Here is a 16,771-nt window from a genome sequence, read left to right as displayed (position 1 = left end):
GAGCGGATTCTGTGCTGAATCGGAAAATCTTTCCACTATGGAAATCCCTTCCCTTGTTCTGCTAGAGTTCGCCTGTCGCATCGGTCCGCGACATGAACCGGGAGTACTGACATGAGCGAAATGCTGGGACGCAGCTTCAGGGTGCTGGAATATCTGGCGTCCCATCCCGAGGGCGTGCCCCTGTCCCTGCTGGCGGGCGATCTGCAGATCCCGCTGAGCGCCTCGCACCGCCTGCTGACGGAACTGATCCGCTACGGCTACGTGCGGCAGGAGCAGCGCGACGGCCACTACGTGCTGACCATCAAGCTGGTGTCGATCGGCCTCTCGTTCCTCAGCAACTCGGGCGTGGTCGACGTCGCGCAGCCGCTGCTCGACCAGCTCGCCAAGGCCACCGGCGAGCTGGTGCGCCTCGCGGTGGTCGACGGCGACGAACTCACCTTCGTGGCCAAGGCCCAGGGCGCGACCCACGGCCTGCGCTACGACCCGGACATGGGCCTGTCGGTGGCGCTGTCGTGCAGCGCGGCCGGCCATGCCTGGCTCTCGACCCTGCCCGAGGACGACGCGATGGCGCTGGTCGCGAAGAAGGGCCTGGGCAAGCCCGAGGACTTCGGTCCCAAGGCGCCGACCACGCTCAAGGCCGTGATGGTCTACGTGAAGGCGGCGCGCCAGCGCGGCTTCAGCCTGATCAACGAGGTGTTCGCACCGGGCATGACCGCGATGGCGGCACCGGTCTTCGGTCCGTCCGGCCCGGCGATCGGCGTCATCACCATCGCCGGCCCCGCGGTGCGGCTGACGGCGCAGCGCATGGAGACGCTCGGGCCCACGCTGATGCAGGCGGCGGCCGAGGTGGCCACGGCGAGCGGGGCCTCGGCGCTGTTCAAGAAGCGCGCTTAGTCGGCGTCTTCGTCCGCTGCGTTGCGGATGCGCAGCGCCATGTCGTAGAGCGTGTTGCGCGGCGCGCCCGTGATCTCGGCCGCGAGCTTCACGGCGGTCTTCACCGGCAGCTCGGCCAGCAGCAGGCGCAGCACGCGCTCGCCCTCGGCGCCGTCGTCGGCCGCCACCGCCACCGGATGCAGCACCAGCGCGAACTCGCCGCGCGTGCGGTCGCGCTCGGCCGCGAACCAGCCGGGCAGGGCGCTGGCCGCCAGCGTCGCGATCTCCTCGAACTGCTTGGTGAGCTCGCGGCCCACGGTGACGCGGCGCTCGCCGAGCACGGCCAGCGCGCGCGCGAGCGGCTCGATGCGGTGCGGGGCCTCGAGCAGCACCACGGCGCGCGGCTCGCGCGCGAGCGCCTGCACGGCGCTGTCGCGCTCGCCGGCCTTGCTAGGCAGGAAGCCCGCGAACACGAAGGCGCTGCTCGCGCTGTCGCCACTGCCATCGGAGACCAGCCCGGCCGCGCCGACCAGCGTGGTGACGCTGCTCGCGCCCGGCAGCGGCAGCGCGCGCAGGCCGGCGGCATGCACCGCGGCCACCAGCCGCGCGCCGGGGTCGCTCACGCCCGGCGTGCCGGCGTCGCTGACGTAGGCGATGCGCTCGCCCTGCGCGAGCCGCGCGACCACGGCCTGCGCGGCCTCGGCCTCGTTGTGCTGGTGCAGCGCGAGCAATTGCGCGCCGGGGCGGTCGATGCCGTAGGCACGCAGCAGGCTCTGCGTGTGGCGCGTGTCCTCGCAGGCGATGGCGTCGACCAGTTGCAGCACGTGCAGCGCGCGCAGCGTGATGTCGGCCAGGTTGCCGATCGGCGTGGCGACCACGTAGAGGGTGCCCTGCGGATAATGCTGCGCACCGGCGGCGTCGCGCGCGGCCCCGAGGGCGGCACCGAAAGAGGCGGGTGCGAGTGAGGCCAAGCGCTTTTCTCCGAGGGACGTCGACACAAGAACAAACGGGAACAGGGAGCGGTCATGAAGACCACGACGACGGCATCGGCCGTCACGACCAAGGGCCGCGGCGACGCGGCCGAGGACGCCGCATTGGCGTACCTGGAACGCGCGGGGCTGCGGCTGGTCGCGCGCAATTATCGGACGCCGGGCCGCGGCGGCGGCGAGATCGACCTGATCATGCGCGATCCGCGCGACCGCACGCTGGTGTTCGTCGAGGTGCGCCAGCGCAGCTCGGGCGGCCATGGCGGCGCGGCCGGCAGCATCACCGCGGCCAAGCAGCGGCGCATCGTGTTCGCGGCACGCCACTATCTCGCGCGTCTGCGCGAGCCGCCGCCGTGCCGTTTCGACGTGGTGCTGGTCGAGGAACGCATCACCTGGCTGCGCGCGGCCTTCGACGCGGACTGAGCGGCGCGGCTCGGCCGCGATGCCCGCAGTTATCATCCCGCCCCATGCTCGAGCAACGGATTCAGCAGCACTTCATCGACAGCGCCGACCTCAAGTACCAGGCCGGCCCGATTCTGAGCAAACCCATTTCGCAGGCGATGCAGGCGATCCTGGCGTGCGTGACCAGCGGCGGCAAGGTGCTGGCCTGCGGGTCGGGCGTGTCGGGCCTGCTGGCCACGCAGTTCGCGTCGCAGTTCGTCGGCCGCTTCGAGCGCGAGCGGCCCGAGCTCGCGGCCATCGCGCTGCCCGGCGACAGCACCGATCCCGCGGCCGACGGCGCGAATGCCGTCGACGGCGACCGCTTCGCGCGCCAGGTGCGCGCGCTCGGCCAGGCCGGCGACGTGCTGCTCGCGCTCAGCGTCAGCGGCCAGTCGGCCCCGGTGCTCGCGGCGGTGCACGCGGCGCACGAGCGCGACATGACCGTGGTGGCGCTGCTCGGCAATGCCAACGCGGGCGCCTCGGCCGCGCCGGGCACGGGCGGCGTGATCGGCCGCGCGCTGCGCGAGACCGACGTGCAGATCAGCGTGCCGCACGAGCGCGGCGCGCGCATCCACGAGATCCACCTGCTCGCGCTGCATTGCCTGTGCGACGGCGTGGACGCGCAGCTGCTCGGCGATCCCGACAGCGACGTGCTGTCGCCGTCGAGCTGAACCCTTCACGCATGACGCTCCCCGGCGCGCGGGGGTATGCGTTTTGCTGCGCCGGGGCCTGAGTTTTTCTCAGAATGATTTCATAAATGTGTTGAGCAAAGTTCATGTGTTTGACATGACGGCTTCCTAGCATCGCGGCCGAGCGCGCTCGCTCCTCAACTCTCCGGCGCGCCGCCCCCCATGAAACTCCCGAACTTTCCCTCCCTGCCCGCGGTCCGCGGTAGGCTGTCATCGGCCCCTTCCACGCGCCGCACGCCACGCGCCGCGCTGGCCACCCTGAGCGCCGTCTGCGTGCTGGCACTGAGTGCCTGCGGCGGCGGCAGCGGTGGTGGCGGCGGCTTCTTCGGCTTCGCGCCGCCCTCGGGCGGCGGTCCCGCGCAAGGCGACAACGGCCAGGACGGCGGCACGCAGCCCGCGAGCTTCGCGTTGTCGCTCGCGGTCGAGGGCAGCGGCGACGTCGAATCGCTCGACGCCAGGCTGGCCTGCGGCCCCGGCAGCTGCACCGGCGCCAGCGCCGACTACGCCGAAGGCAGCACCGTCACGCTCAACGCCACGCCCGCGCACGGCTTCGTGTTCGCGGGTTGGCAGGGCACCTCGTGCGAGGGCGGCGACACGCGCTGCGTCGTGACCGTGAAGGCCGCGCAGCGCATCGCCGCGAAGTTCACGCAAGCCGCGCCGTCGATCCCCGCCGGCACCTGGCTCAAGGGCGACACGCACGTGCACGACGACCACTCGTCCGACGGCAGCGCGGCGCGCCAGCTCAACGACGACAAGGGTCCGGGCAACACCGGCATCGCCGACCAGATCGGGCAGGGCACGCGCATGGGCCTGGAGTTCATGCCGCTGACCGACCACCGCACCTACGACCAGCACTACGACTGGAACTGGGAGTCGCCCTCGCTGCTGCTGGTGCGCGGCGAGGAAGCCAACGGCAGCCCGCACGCCACGGTGCAGGGCGGCGTCGATTCGATCGTGCAGGGCGCCGCGCGCGCCGACCGCCAGCCCTTCACGCACCTGCAGCAGTCGATCTGGGACGCGCACAGCCAGGGCGCGAACTGGACCGTGGCGCATCCCAACGACGGCGAGACCAATGCCGACGGCTCGTTCAATGCCTATGCCAACGTGCAGGGCGTGGACCTGGTCGAGACCTGGAACGGCACGCCGAGCCCCGAGACCGTGCTGGCCGACGCCTATGCCGAGAAGCTGTGGAACGCGGGCTTCCGCTTCGGCATCGCGGGCGCGAGCGACAGCCACATGCGCGAGCTGTGGGACGGCGAGGGCACGGTCTATCCGATCTCGAACCCCGGCATGCCGGCCACGCAGCTGCTGTCCAGGGCCTACAACGAGCGTGCCATCGTGCAGGCGCTGCAGCGCGGCCACACCAGCCTCTCGTACGACCCGAACGGTCCCTTCGTCTCGATCGCCACCGACCTGCGCGGCGGCGGCTACACCGCGATCGGCGGCGACGAGGTGTTCGTGCCGACCGGCACCGCCGGCCACCTGCGCATCGACGTGCGCCGCGCCGCGGGCCTGGACGTGTTCGTCTACCGCGCGCCCGGCAAGAGCGCCGGCCCGCTCAAGAGCTTCAAGCCCAAGACCGATGCCGAGAGCTTCATCGTCGACATCGCTGCCGGCGACAAGCCCGACTGGTACCGCGCCGAGGTGCGCGGCATGAGCACGCCGCAGCCCTGGGCGCCGGTGTCGGTCGACGAGGTCAAGGCCACCGTGTCGCCGATCTTCGTCTCGCCCGCGCCGGTCGAGGCCAAGCCCGCGACGCCGATTCCCGCCGATGCCGGCACCGAGGACGGCGCGCTGCGCGTGGCGGGTGCGCGCGGCGGCTTCGCGGGCTTCCCCGACATCGCGGTCGCCGACGGCGCGCTGCACTTCGTGGCCGAGCTGCATGGCGCCTCGAGCAGCACCGTGGTCTATCGCCAGCGCGACGCCAAGGGCGTGTGGCGCGACGCGGGCCGCACGCTCAGCGGCCAGGGCCAGGCGCGCTTTCCGCGCGTGGCCGCGCGCGGCAACGAGGTCTGGGTGGCCTGGGAGGAGGACGCGGTGCAGGTGCCGCACCGGCCCGAGATCAAGCTGCGGCATTCGGCCGACGGCGGCGCCAACTGGGACGCCACCGTGACCGTGCGCGCGGTCGAGGGACGCGCCGAGCATCCGGCGATCGCGCTGTCGGCCGGCGGCAAGCCCGTGCTCGCATGGCAGGAGATCGCGGCCCATCAGGCCTTCGACATCCTGGCGCAGGAGATCGGCACCGATGTCCAGCCGCGCAACCTGTCGGCCGCCGGCAAGGTGACCGATCCGGGCATCGCCAGCGACACGCGCACCCCGCGTTATCCGGCCTCGGTGCTGCCCTCGGTGGCGGTGGCGGCCGACGGCCGCGTCGCCGTGGCCTGGCAGGACGACCGCAGCGACAAGGATCCGCTGTGGACCGGCGCCGCGAGCTACGGCGAGGGCACCACGCCCGACGACTGGCAGGTGCAGGTGCTGGTGCGCGAAGCCGGTGGCGCCTGGGCCGCGAAGCCGGCCGAGATCGGCACCTCGGACCGCGCCGATCGCCATCCGCAGATCGCGTTCGGCGCCAAGGGCGAGCTGGTCGCGGTCTGGGAGAGCAAGGAGCTCGCCGCGAGCGGGCGCAACCTCTCGGTGCGCGCCGCGGTCTCGGGCGACGGCGGCAGGTCCTTCGCGGCGCCGGTGGTGGTCGGCGCCGACGACAAGACCATGAGCGAGCGGCCGCGCCTGGGCGTCGATGCCGACGGTGCGGTGCGCGCGGTCTGGTACGACTCGCGCTCGGCCGACTGGCGCTGGCGCGTGATGACCGCGGTGTTCCGCCCCGACAGCGGCTGGGAGCCCGGCACCCTGCTGATGGCCCGCGGCAACAACACCTGGCCCGTGACCGCGGGCGGGCAGGTGGCGTTCGCCAGCACGCGCAACGCGCAGCGGCTGCAGCGCGATCCGACGCAGCAGGTGTTCCTGCTGTCGCTCGCGAAGCCGTGAGCTGAAGACGAACTGAAGAAGCGGCGGCGGCCGCATCCGGCGCGGGCCGCGGCGTTCCCTCGGGAACTCCGCGGCCGTCTTCATTTCTACCAACAAGCCGTAACGGAGCGGCAAATCCGCTGGGCTAAACTCGCCGCGAACCCGGGCCAGGGCCTCGCGGCAGCGCCCGTCTCGCACCTCCATTCCAGGGAAATCACACATGCAGAAGACCGCCTCGACGCCTCGCGCCATGCACCGCCTCGTATTCGCACTCGCCTCGGGTGCGGCATTGGTCGCGGGCCTCTCGGCCTGCGTGCCGCTGGTGGTCGGCGGCGCGGCGGCGGTGGGCGTGGGCATGGTGGCGACCGACCGCCGCAGCTCGGGTGCGCAGCTCGACGATCAGGGCATCGAACTGCGCGCCGCGGCCCGCGTGCGCGACATCGCCAACGACCAGATGTACGTCAGCGTGACCAGCTACAACCGCCAGGTGCTGCTGACCGGCGCGGTGGGCAACGAGGCCGACCGCCGCCGCGTCGAGGAGGTGGTGCGCGGCGCCGACAACGTGCGCTCGGTGGTCAACGAAATCACGCTGGGCGCGCCCAGCACCTTCCAGGACCGCTCCAACGACCTCTACATCACCGGCAAGGTCAAGGCCTCGCTGCTCGATGCCAAGGACATCTTCGCCAACTCCTTCAAGGTCGTGACCGAGCGCGGTACGGTCTACCTGATGGGCATCGCCACGCGCCGCGAGACCGACCGCGCGACCGAGGTGGTGCGCAGCGTGACCGGCGTGCAGAAGGTGGTGCGCGTGGTCGAGGTGGTGAGCGAGGCCGACCTGAGCGGCGCGCAGCGCGGCGGCACCGGCGTGTCCGCGCCCGCGCCCGTGGCGCCGGCTTCGCAGCCGCAGCCCGGCACCTCGTCGCGCGTGCCGCTGCCGCCGATGGAGCCGCTGCCGGCACCGGCGCCCGCGCCGGCCGGTGGCGTGACGACCAGCCCGATCCGCTGAAGTCTTTCCGCCCACCAACGAACAAGGCCCCTCGACGGGGCCTTGTTCGTTTCCGGGTGAGCCAGGGGCTTGCTACTTCAGCCGCGTGATCAGGCTCGAGGTGTCCCAGCGCTGGCCGCCCGACTGCTGCACGTCGGCATAGAACTGGTCGACCAGCGCGGTCACGGGCACGCGCGCGCCGTTGCGCTTGGCCTCGTCGAGCACCAGGCCCAGGTCCTTGCGCATCCAGTCGACCGCGAAGCCGAAGTCGAACTTGCCCTCGATCATGGTCTTGCCGCGGTTGTCCATCTGCCAGCTCTGGGCGGCACCCTTGCCGATGACCTCGAGCACCGCCCGCATGTCGAGCCCCGCGCGCTGGCCGAAGGCAATGGCCTCCGACAGGCCCTGCACCAGGCCCGCGATCGCGATCTGGTTGACCATCTTCGCGAGCTGGCCCGCGCCGCTCTCGCCGAGCAGCGTGACCGCGCGCGCGAAGGCCGCGGCCACCGGCTTGATGCGATCGAAGGCGGCCGCGTCGCCGCCGCACATCACGGTGAGCGCGCCGTTCTGGGCGCCGGCCTGTCCGCCCGACACCGGCGCGTCGATGAACTGCAGGCCGCGTTCGAGCGCGGCCTTGGAGAGCTCGCGCGCCACGTCGGCCGAGGCGGTCGTGTGGTCGACGAAGACCGCGCCCTTGGCCATGCCGGCGAAGGCGCCGTCGTCGCCGAGCACCACCGAGCGCAGGTCGTCGTCGTTGCCGACGCAGCAGAACACGATGCTGGCGCCGGCCACCGCTTCGCGCGGCGTGGCGGCATGGCGGCCGGGGGCGCCGAATTCGTCGACCCAGGCCCGGGCCTTGGCCTCGGTGCGGTTGTAGACCGTGACGCCGTGGCCGGCCTTGGCCAGGTGGCCGGCCATCGGCCCGCCCATGACGCCGAGGCCCAGGAAGGCGACGGTCTGCGCGGGAACGGATTCGTAGGTGCGGGGGTTGATGCTGCTCATGGACCCGAGCTTAAAGCCATTCGGCGACAGCCTGCACTCGGGGGACATGGCCGTGCCGGCCCAAACCTGTACGTGAACGTACACGTTGGAGTAGAATCGCCCCATGACCTCCCCGGCCACCCCGCCCAAGTCCCTCACCGTTCGCGATGCCGCGGCGCAGCTCGGCGTGACGCCGCGCACGCTCAAGTACTACGAGGAACTGGGCATCGTGGTGCCGGTGCGCAGCGAGGGCCGCTACCGGCTCTACGAACCGGCCGACCTCGAGCGGCTGGCGCGCGTGCTGCGCATGCGCTCGCTGGGCTTCTCGCTCACCACCATCACCGAGATGCTGCGCCAGCCGATGGAGGCGCCGGCCGAGGGCGGCCGGCCGCGGCTGTCGAATGCCTCGCTCAAGTCGCTGCGCGAGACGCTGGGCGCGCAGCTCGCCACGCTCGATGCGCGCGTGGCCCAGGTGCGCCGCGAGCTCAAGGAAGCCGCGGCCCTCCAGGCCCAGCTGCGCCGCGACCTCGACTACGTCGAACGCCGGCTGGCCGGCGAACCGGTGGAGGAGGCCCTCGCGCAGCGGCGCGCGGAGCGCCCGGCGTCATGAACGCACCGGCCCTCGCCCGGCAACCGCACGGCCTCTCGGCCATGGCGTGGATGCCCTGGGCGATCGGGCTGGTCACGGCGGTCGACTACTTCGACAACGCGCTGTTCGCGTTCTTCGCCAGCTACATCGCGGGCGGCGTCAACGCCTCGCCCGACGAACTGGTGTGGGCCTCGAGCGCCTACGCGCTGGGCGCGGTGCTCGGCATCCTGCAGCAGCATGCATGGATCGAGCGGCTCGGCTACCGCCGCTACCTCGCGCTGTGCATGTTCGCCTTCGCCGCGGGCGGCCTCGGCGCCGCCTGGTCCGACAGTTCCACCCAGCTCGCGCTGGCGCGTGGCGCGCAGGGCTACTTCGTGGGGCCTATGCTCGGCGCCTGCCGCATCCTGATCCAGATCGGCATGCCGGCCGAGCGCCGCGCCAGGGCGCTCAAGGCCTTCATGGTGCTGATCGTCTTCGGCGGCGCGCTGGCGCCGGTGGCGGGTGCCTTCATGGTCTCGAACTTCGACTGGCGCTGGCTGTTCGGCTGCACCGTGCCGGCGGCGGTGCTGATCGGCCTGCTGGTGCTGTGGGCGCTGCCCGACCTCGGCGACGTGGAGCCGCACGAGCGCACCGCGCCGCACCATGCGCCCTACCTGGTGTTCGCGCTGGCGCAGGCGGCGCTGCAGGTGGTGCTCACGCGCACCCACTTCGAGCTGTTCACCGGTTCGCCCGCGCTCGTGGGGTTGGCGCTGGCCGGCCTCGCGGGGCTCGCCTGGTTCGGCTGGCACCAGTGGCACCATCCCGCGCCGCTGGTGCGGCTGCATGCGCTGCGGCAGCCGGGCTTTCGCGTCGGGCTCGCGCTCTACGTCGTCTATTACTACCTGTCGACCGGCTTCAGCTACCTGCTGCCGCGGCTGATGGAGGGCGGGCTCGGCTTCAGCGTGGGCAACACCGGTTACTTCACGGGCGCGATGTCGCTCGCCACCGGGCTGCTGGTGTTCGTCTACCTGCGCTACTCGGCGCGCCTCGCGCGCAAGAAGTGGCTGATCGTCGCGGGCTTCGCGATCGCCGCGCTGGCGTCCGCCTGGCTCGCGCGCGTCACGCCGCAGTCGGGGCGCGAGGCGCTGGTCGGCCCGCTGCTGCTGCGCGGCCTGCTGATGCTGTTCGTGGTGCTGCCGGTCGCGAACCTCACCTTCCGGCCCTTCGCGGCCGAGGACTTCGCGCACGGCTACCGGCTCAAGAACCTGGTGCGGCAGCTCGCGATCTCCTTCGCCACCTCGAGCGTGATCGCGCTGCAGCAGCACCGGCTCGCGCTGCACGAGACCCGGCTCGCCGAATCGGCCAACGCCGGCAACGCGGGCTTCATGCAGGCGCTCGAGGGGCTGACGCGGAATTTCGCGGCGCTCGGCCATGCGGCCGGCGAGGCGCATGCGATGGCGCTCGGCACCCTGTGGCGCACGCTCGAGCAGCAGGCCACCTTCATGGCCTCGCTCGACGGCTTCACGGCGATCGCGGTGGTCGCGCTCGCGGCGGGCGTGTTCGCCGCCTGGCAGCGGCAGATCGACTGACCGAAGCGGAAGCGGACAGCCGGACGCAGAGGGCGCGAAGGTTACGCAGAAGTCGCAGAAGGAACAGCCAGAATTTTTGGTTCTCCTTTTGCGACTTCTGCGCGCTTTGTCCTTCTCGTGCGTTCGGCTGTCCGATCCCGAATTCAGACGATCGCGAAGTGCTCCGTGCCCGCGGCCAGGTCGGTGCTGCGCGCGCGCTGGCTGTTGAGCTTGATCTGCAGCCGCAGGTCGTTGGCCGAGTCGGCGTTGCGCAGCGCATCCTCGAAGCTGATCGCGTGGCCCTCGAACAGGTCGAACAGCGCCTGGTCGAAGGTCTGCATGCCGAGGTTGCGGCTCTTCTTCATGATCTCCTTGATCTCGCCGACCTCGCCCTTGAAGATCAGGTCGGAGATCAGCGGCGTGTTCAGCAGGATCTCGACCGCCGCCACGCGGCCCAGGCCGTCCTCGGTCGGCACCAGGCGCTGCGAGACCAGCGAGCGCAGGTTCAGCGACAGGTCCATCAGGAGCTGGGCGCGGCGTTCCTCGGGGAAGAAGTTGATGATCCGGTCGAGTGCCTGGTTGGCGCTGTTGGCGTGCAGCGTGGCCATGCAGAGGTGGCCGGTCTCGGCGAAGGCCACCGCGTGCTCCATGGTCTCGCGGTCGCGGATCTCGCCCATCAGGATGACGTCGGGCGCCTGGCGCAGCGTGTTCTTGAGCGCCGCCTCCCAGCTGTCGGTGTCGATGCCCACCTCGCGCTGCGTCACCACGCAGTTCTTGTGCGGGTGCACGAACTCCACCGGGTCCTCCACCGTGACGATGTGGCCGAAGGAGTTCTCGTTGCGCCAGTCGATCATCGCGGCCAGCGTGGTCGACTTGCCCGAGCCGGTGGCGCCCACCAGGATGCACAGGCCGCGCTTGGTCATCGACACGTCCTTGAGCACCTGCGGCATGCCTAGGTCGTCGATGGTCGGCAGCTTGGCCGGGATGGTCCGCAGCACCATGCCGACCTTGCCCTGCTGCACGAAGGCGTTGACGCGGAAGCGGCCGATGCCGGTCGGCGAGATCGCGAAGTTGCACTCCTTGGTGCGCTCGAACTCGGCCGTCTGGCGGTCGTTCATCACCGAGCGCGTGAGCGCCAGCGTGTGCTGCGCGCCCAGCGCCTGCTGCGAGACCTTGGTGACCTTGCCGTCGACCTTGATCGCGGGCGGGAAGTCGGCCGTGATGAACAGGTCGCTGCCGTTGCGGCTCACCATGAGCTTGAGCAGGTCGTTGATGAACTGGCTGGCTTGATCGCGTTCCATGATGGGGGCTCCGGAGGGCTGGGGGGTCAGCCGGGGAAGTTTTCGGGGATCTTCGCTTTGCTGCGGGCTTCCGCGGCGGAGATCGTATTGCGCCGCACCAGGTCCGTGAGGTTCTGGTCCAGCGTCTGCATGCCCTGGCCCTGGCCGGTCTGGATGGTGGAGTACATCTGCGCCACCTTGGCCTCGCGGATCAGGTTGCGGATGGCCGGCGTGCCCAGCATGATCTCGTGCGCCGCCACGCGGCCCATCCCGTCCTTGGTCTTGCACAGGGTCTGCGAGATCACCGCCTGCAGCGACTCCGACAGCATCGCGCGGACCATCTCCTTCTCCTCGCCCGGGAACACGTCGATGATCCGGTCGATGGTCTTGGCGGCCGACGAGGTGTGCAGCGTGCCGAACACCAGGTGGCCGGTCTCGGCCGCGGTCATCGCGAGGCGGATGGTCTCGAGGTCGCGCATTTCGCCGACCAGGATGGCGTCGGGGTCCTCGCGCAGCGCCGAGCGCAGCGCGTTCGAGAACGACAGCGTCATCGGCCCGACCTCGCGCTGGTTGATTAGGCACTTCTTCGACTCGTGCACGAACTCGATCGGGTCTTCCACCGTGAGGATGTGGCCGTACTCGTTCTCGTTGAGGTAGTTGATCATCGCGGCCAGCGTGGTCGACTTGCCCGAGCCCGTGGGGCCGGTCACCAGCACCAGGCCGCGCGGCTTGAGCGCGAGTTCGCCGAAAATCTTCGGCGCATTCAGCTGCTCGAGCGTGAGGATCTTCGAGGGGATGGTCCGGAACACCGCGGCCGCCCCGCGCGCCTGGTTGAAGGCGTTGACGCGGAAGCGCGCCAGGCCGTCGATCTCGAACGAGAAGTCGACTTCCAGGAACTCCTCGTAGTGCTTGCGGTGGGTGTCGCTCATGATGTCGTAGACCATGGCGTGCACCGCCTTGTGGTCCAGCGCATCGACATTGATGCGGCGCACATCGCCGTGAACGCGGATCATCGGCGGCAGGCCGGCCGACAGGTGCAGGTCGGAGGCCTTGTTCTTGACGCTGAACGCGAGCAGTTGGGTGATGTCCACGGGGCTCCTCGAACGGGTTTCGGTGACGTTTTGATACGAATTTGGACGATTATGACGATGATTGGCGACGACCTCCAGCATGTGCGGCAGCGGATCGCGACGGCCTGCGCCGACGCCGGCCGCGCGCCCGGCGCGGTGCGGCTGCTGGCGGTATCGAAGACCTTCGGGCCCGAGGCGGTGCGCGAGGCGCATGCCGCCGGCCAGGCGGCCTTCGGCGAGAACTACGTGCAGGAAGGCCTGGACAAGATCGCCGCGCTGGCCGACCTGCGCGCGGACCTCGAGTGGCACTGCATCGGCCCCCTGCAGAGCAACAAGACGCGGCCCGTGGCCGAGCAGTTCGACTGGGTGCACAGCGTCGACCGGCTCAAGATCGCCGAGCGTCTCTCGGCCCAGCGCCCGGCCCACCTGCCGCCGCTGCAGGTCTGCCTGCAGGTCAACGTGGACGGCGGCGCCAACAAGTCCGGCGTGACGCCCGAGGAGGCGCTGCCGCTGGCGCGCGCTGTGGCGGCGTTGCCACAGCTGGTGCTGCGCGGGCTCATGGCGATCCCCGAGCCGGCGCCCGATTTCGAGGCCCAGCGCGCGCTGTTCCTGCGCGCGACCGCGCTGTTCGACCAGATCCGCGACGCGGGCATCGCGCTCGACACCCTGTCGCTGGGCATGAGCGCCGACCTCGAGGCGGCGGTCAGCGCGGGCAGCACGATGGTGCGCATCGGCACGGCGATCTTCGGCGGCCGGCCGAAGAAGGCGGCCTGAGCGGCCGCGCTCAGATCCCGAGCGGGATCCGCGCGCTGCTCTTCACTTCCTCCATCACCGCGTAGGTGCGCGTTTCGCGCACGCCCGGCAACTGCCACAGCACCGTGCCCGCGAAGTCGCGGTAGGCCGCCATGTCGGCCATGCGCGTCTTGAGCAGGTAGTCGAAGCCGCCGGCCACCATGTGGCATTCGACGATCTCCTCGCGCACCTGCACCGCGGCCTTGAACTGGTCGAACACGTTGGGCGTGGTGCGGTCCAGCAGCACCTCGACGAAGACCGTGAAGCCGCGACCCAGCCGCTCGGCGTCGAGCCGCGCCTCGTAGCCCTGGATGAAGCCCTCGCGCGTGAGCCGCTGCACGCGCGCGAGCACCGCCGTCGGCGACAGCGCCACCGCCTCGGCCAGCTTGAGGTTGGTGATGCGGCCGTCTTCCTGAAGAATCTTCAGCAGCCGGAGATCGACGCGGTCCAGGTCGGTCATGGAATGTGGGATGGCAGGGGATCTGGTGAATTATCCGGAAATACCATCGAATTTTGGTGAAAGATTCGCCATCGAGGCATGGACCATAGCCAATCCAACCAAGGAGAAGACATGCGCCTGCCCGACCCCTACCGACCCGAGACCGAGGTCGTCGCCCATCGACTCGCCCTGCTCGAGGGTGCGCTCGACTGGACCGCGGCCTCGACCGTCGCCACGCCCTGGGTGCAGGCGGTGCGCGACCATCCGCCGCCGTTCTGGGCCATGGAGAGCCTGCTGCGCGAATACCCGATCTCGAGCGCCGAAGGCCTCGCGCTGATGCGGCTGGCCGAGGCGCTGCTGCGCGTGCCCGATGCCGAGACCGCCATCGCGCTCACGGCCGACCAGCTCGGCCGCGCCGATTTCGAGGGCGCGGCCGATTCCACGCTGTCGCGCCTGTCGTCGGCCGCGATCGCGATGTCCAAGCGCTTCCTGCCCGAGGCCGACCATCCGCCGGGCCTGATGGCCCGGCTCGGCGCGCGCACCGTGGTCGCCGCCACGCTGCGCGCGGTGCAACTGCTGGGCCGGCAGTTCGTGCTGGGCCAGACCATCGCCGAGGCGATGGACGAGGCCCGTGCCGCGCACCGCAAGCAGTCCGCCCTGTGCTTCAGCTACGACATGCTCGGCGAGGGCGCGCGCACCGACGAGGACGCCCTGCGCTACCTCGAGAGCTACACCCGCGCCATCGCCGCGATCGCCCAGGGCGCCGATCCCACCGCCGCGCCCGAGCGCAACGACGGCATCTCGATCAAGCTCAGCGCGCTGCATCCGCGCTACGAGGACGCGCAGCGCGAGCGCGTGCTGCGCGAGCTGGTGCCGCGCGTGTGGCTGCTGTGCGAGTGCGCGGCCGCGGCCAACCTCAACCTCACCATCGATGCCGAGGAGGTCGACCGGCTCGAGCTCTCGCTCGACGTGTTCGACGCGCTCGCGGCCCGTGTCGCCGCCGAGCATCCGCAATGGCGTGGCTTCGGCCTCGCGCTGCAGGCCTACCAGACGCGCGCGCTCGAGCTGATCGAGCACGTGACCGCGATCGCGCGCCGCTACGGCCTGCGGCTGATGTGCCGGCTGGTCAAGGGCGCCTACTGGGATGCCGAGATCAAGCGCGCGCAGGAACTCGGCCTGCCGCACTACCCCGTGTTCACCCACAAGCACCACAGCGACGTCAGCTACCTGGCCTGCGCCCGGGCGCTGCTGGCCGCGCCCGACGCGATCTATCCGCAGTTCGCCACCCACAACGCGGGCACCATCGCGGCCATCCTGCAGATGGCGCAGCGCCAGGGCGCGCCGTTCGAACTGCAGCGGCTGCACGGCATGGGCGAGGGCGTCTACCGCGAGGTCATGAAGCACACCGGCGCCTCGGTGCGCGTGTATGCGCCGGTCGGCCGCCACAAGGACCTGCTGGCCTACCTGGTGCGCCGCCTGCTCGAGAACGGCGCCAACTCCTCCTTCGTCAACCAGCTCGGCGACCCCGGCGTGCCCATCGCCACGCTGCTGGTCTCGCCGCTGTGGCTGGAGCGCGAGAGCCCGCAACTGCCGCTGCCGCCGCTGCTCTACGGCCCGGCGCCCGCGCGGCGCAACAGCGACGGGCTCGACCTCACGGTCGACGCCATGCGCGCGCCGCTGTTCGCGGCGCTGGCCGCGACCGCGGTGCCGGTCGTGCCCGAGGCCGATCCCGCGAGCGCCGCGCGCGCCGTGGCCGCGAGCGCGACGGCCTTCCGCGCCTGGCGCAACACGCCGGTGGCAACGCGCGCCGTCGCGCTGCGCCGCGCGGCCGATGCCTTCCAGGCGCAACTGCCGCGTCTGTGCGCGCTGCTCGTCAAGGAGGCCTTCAAGACCTGGGGCGACGCGGTGTCGGAGGTGCGCGAGGCGATCGACTTCCTGCGCTACTACGCCGACGAGGCCGAGCGCCTGATGCAGCCCGTGCTGCTGCCCGGCCCGACCGGCGAGCGCAACGAGCTGCGGCTCACCGCGCGCGGACCCTGGGTCTGCATCAGCCCGTGGAACTTCCCGCTGGCCATCTTCACGGGCCAGGTCGCGGCCGCGCTCGCGACCGGCAACACCGTGCTCGCCAAGCCCGCCGAGCAGACGCCGGCCATCGCGCGCGAAGCGGTCGCGCTGCTGCATGCGGCGGGCATTCCGGCCGACGCGCTGCAGCTGCTGCACGGCCCCGGCGAGACCGTGGGTGCCGCGCTGGTGGCCGCGCCCGGCGTGGCCGGCGTGGTGTTCACCGGCTCGACGCAGGTGGCGAAGATCATCCATCGCGCGCTGGCGGGCAAGGACGGTCCGATCGTCCCGCTGATCGCCGAGACCGGCGGCATCAACGCGATGCTGGTCGACTCGAGCGCGCTGCCCGAGCAGGTGGCCGATGCCGTCGTGCAGAGCGCCTTTCGCTCGGCCGGCCAGCGCTGCTCGGCGCTGCGGCTCCTGGTGCTGCACGAGGGCATCGCCGACGGCACGATCGAGATGATCCGCGGCGCGGCGGCCGAGCTGTCGGCCGGCGACCCCGCGCTGCTCGCGACCGATGTCGGCCCGGTGATCGACCGCGAGGCGGCCGACAACATCCGCCGCCATCTGGCGCGGCTGGACCGCGAAGGAAAGCGCGTGCTGGCGCCCGCTGCGACTGACGATGCATCGTCCACCCTGATCGCGCCGGCGGCCTATGAAGTGGGGGCCATCGAGGACGTGCGCAGCGAGATCTTCGGCCCCGTGCTGCAGATCGTGCGCTGGGGCTCGGGCGCGCTGAGCGATCCGGCCGAGGTGATCGAGCGTATCAACGCGCTCGGCTATGGCCTCACGCTCGGCATCCAGACGCGCATCGATTCGCGCGCCCAGGCGCTGGCCGTGCGCGCCCACGTGGGCAATGTCTACGTCAACCGCAACATCATCGGCGCGGTGGTCGGCGTGCAGCCCTTCGGCGGCGAAGGGCTCAGCGGCACCGGGCCCAAGGCGGGCGGGCCGAACTACCTGCCGCGCTTCTGCGCCGAGCAGACCGTGACGGTCAACACGGCGGCCGCGGGCGGCAATGCGGCCCTGCTGAGCACGGTGGCGTAGCGCCGTCGCGCCACGCCACCGCGCGAC

The 16,771-nt window shown here is 71.2% G+C and carries 14 protein-coding genes; 9 read left to right on the top strand and 5 right to left on the bottom strand.

Translation table 11 applies throughout. The features are described from left to right. The first annotated feature begins 111 nt into the window (after nt 1-111). Nucleotides 112-894 carry an IclR family transcriptional regulator gene (locus ACODT0_RS33200; protein WP_057594003.1) on the top strand — a complete coding sequence of 261 codons (783 nt, stop codon included), beginning with the start codon at nt 112-114 and terminating at the stop codon, nt 892-894. On the opposite strand, the gene rsmI is transcribed toward ACODT0_RS33200, so the two are convergent. Then, nucleotides 891-1,844 (bottom strand): 16S rRNA (cytidine(1402)-2'-O)-methyltransferase, encoded by a 954-nt coding sequence (gene rsmI, locus ACODT0_RS33195; RefSeq protein ID WP_489043204.1) that lies wholly within the window; start codon nt 1,842-1,844, stop codon nt 891-893. The genes ACODT0_RS33200 and rsmI overlap by 4 nt on opposite strands. 54 nt (nt 1,845-1,898) lie before the next feature. Between rsmI and ACODT0_RS33190 the strand changes: the two genes are divergently transcribed. From ACODT0_RS33190 to ACODT0_RS33175, 4 genes are all read left to right on the top strand, one after another. Beyond that, nucleotides 1,899-2,282, top strand: a complete 384-nt coding sequence (locus ACODT0_RS33190; protein WP_489043203.1) for a YraN family protein — start codon at nt 1,899-1,901, stop codon at nt 2,280-2,282. Nucleotides 2,283-2,326: 44 nt separating this feature from the next. After that, a complete protein-coding gene (locus ACODT0_RS33185; RefSeq protein ID WP_057594006.1) occupies nt 2,327-2,971 on the top strand; it encodes an SIS domain-containing protein in 645 nt (214 codons plus the stop codon). 180 nt (nt 2,972-3,151) lie between these two features. Further along, the gene (locus ACODT0_RS33180; protein WP_489043202.1) at nt 3,152-5,974 is read left to right on the top strand and encodes a CehA/McbA family metallohydrolase; all 2,823 of its coding nucleotides are present in this window, start codon (nt 3,152-3,154) and stop codon (nt 5,972-5,974) included. Between the two features lie 199 nt (nt 5,975-6,173). Beyond that, nucleotides 6,174-6,959 (top strand): BON domain-containing protein, encoded by a 786-nt coding sequence (locus ACODT0_RS33175; RefSeq protein ID WP_261212414.1) that lies wholly within the window; start codon nt 6,174-6,176, stop codon nt 6,957-6,959. 72 nt (nt 6,960-7,031) lie between these two features. On the opposite strand, the gene ACODT0_RS33170 is transcribed toward ACODT0_RS33175, so the two are convergent. Then, nucleotides 7,032-7,940, bottom strand: coding sequence for an NAD(P)-dependent oxidoreductase (locus ACODT0_RS33170; RefSeq protein WP_489043201.1), 909 nt, complete (start codon nt 7,938-7,940; stop codon nt 7,032-7,034). Nucleotides 7,941-8,043: 103 nt separating this feature from the next. Between ACODT0_RS33170 and ACODT0_RS33165 the strand changes: the two genes are divergently transcribed. Continuing rightward, on the top strand, nt 8,044-8,529 hold the full coding sequence (locus tag ACODT0_RS33165) for a MerR family transcriptional regulator (protein WP_489043200.1): 486 nt from the start codon (nt 8,044-8,046) through the stop codon (nt 8,527-8,529). Then, the gene (locus tag ACODT0_RS33160; protein ID WP_057594010.1) at nt 8,526-10,076 is read left to right on the top strand and encodes an MFS transporter; all 1,551 of its coding nucleotides are present in this window, start codon (nt 8,526-8,528) and stop codon (nt 10,074-10,076) included. The genes ACODT0_RS33165 and ACODT0_RS33160 overlap by 4 nt, the downstream gene beginning before the upstream one ends. A 143-nt stretch (nt 10,077-10,219) precedes the next feature. On the opposite strand, the gene ACODT0_RS33155 is transcribed toward ACODT0_RS33160, so the two are convergent. Continuing rightward, nucleotides 10,220-11,356, bottom strand: coding sequence for a PilT/PilU family type 4a pilus ATPase (locus ACODT0_RS33155; RefSeq protein ID WP_057594011.1), 1,137 nt, complete (start codon nt 11,354-11,356; stop codon nt 10,220-10,222). Nucleotides 11,357-11,382: 26 nt separating this feature from the next. Further along, complete coding sequence (locus ACODT0_RS33150) at nt 11,383-12,426, bottom strand: type IV pilus twitching motility protein PilT (protein WP_057594012.1); 1,044 nt, start codon at nt 12,424-12,426, stop codon at nt 11,383-11,385. Between the two features lie 51 nt (nt 12,427-12,477). On the opposite strand from ACODT0_RS33150, the gene ACODT0_RS33145 reads away from it, so the two are divergent. After that, on the top strand, nt 12,478-13,179 hold the full coding sequence (locus ACODT0_RS33145; protein ID WP_057594013.1) for a YggS family pyridoxal phosphate-dependent enzyme: 702 nt from the start codon (nt 12,478-12,480) through the stop codon (nt 13,177-13,179). Between the two features lie 10 nt (nt 13,180-13,189). Here the strand turns inward: ACODT0_RS33145 and ACODT0_RS33140 are convergent, their stop codons facing one another. Continuing rightward, a complete protein-coding gene (locus ACODT0_RS33140; protein WP_057594014.1) occupies nt 13,190-13,657 on the bottom strand; it encodes an Lrp/AsnC ligand binding domain-containing protein in 468 nt (155 codons plus the stop codon). A gap of 111 nt (nt 13,658-13,768) precedes the next feature. Between ACODT0_RS33140 and ACODT0_RS33135 the strand changes: the two genes are divergently transcribed. Then, nucleotides 13,769-16,744, top strand: coding sequence for an L-glutamate gamma-semialdehyde dehydrogenase (locus tag ACODT0_RS33135; protein ID WP_489043199.1), 2,976 nt, complete (start codon nt 13,769-13,771; stop codon nt 16,742-16,744). The last annotated feature ends 27 nt before the right edge of the window (nt 16,745-16,771 follow it).

The sequence above is a fragment of the Variovorax sp. FG153 genome (assembly GCF_057809595.1).
This window is presented reverse-complemented; position numbering and strand designations above follow the sequence as displayed.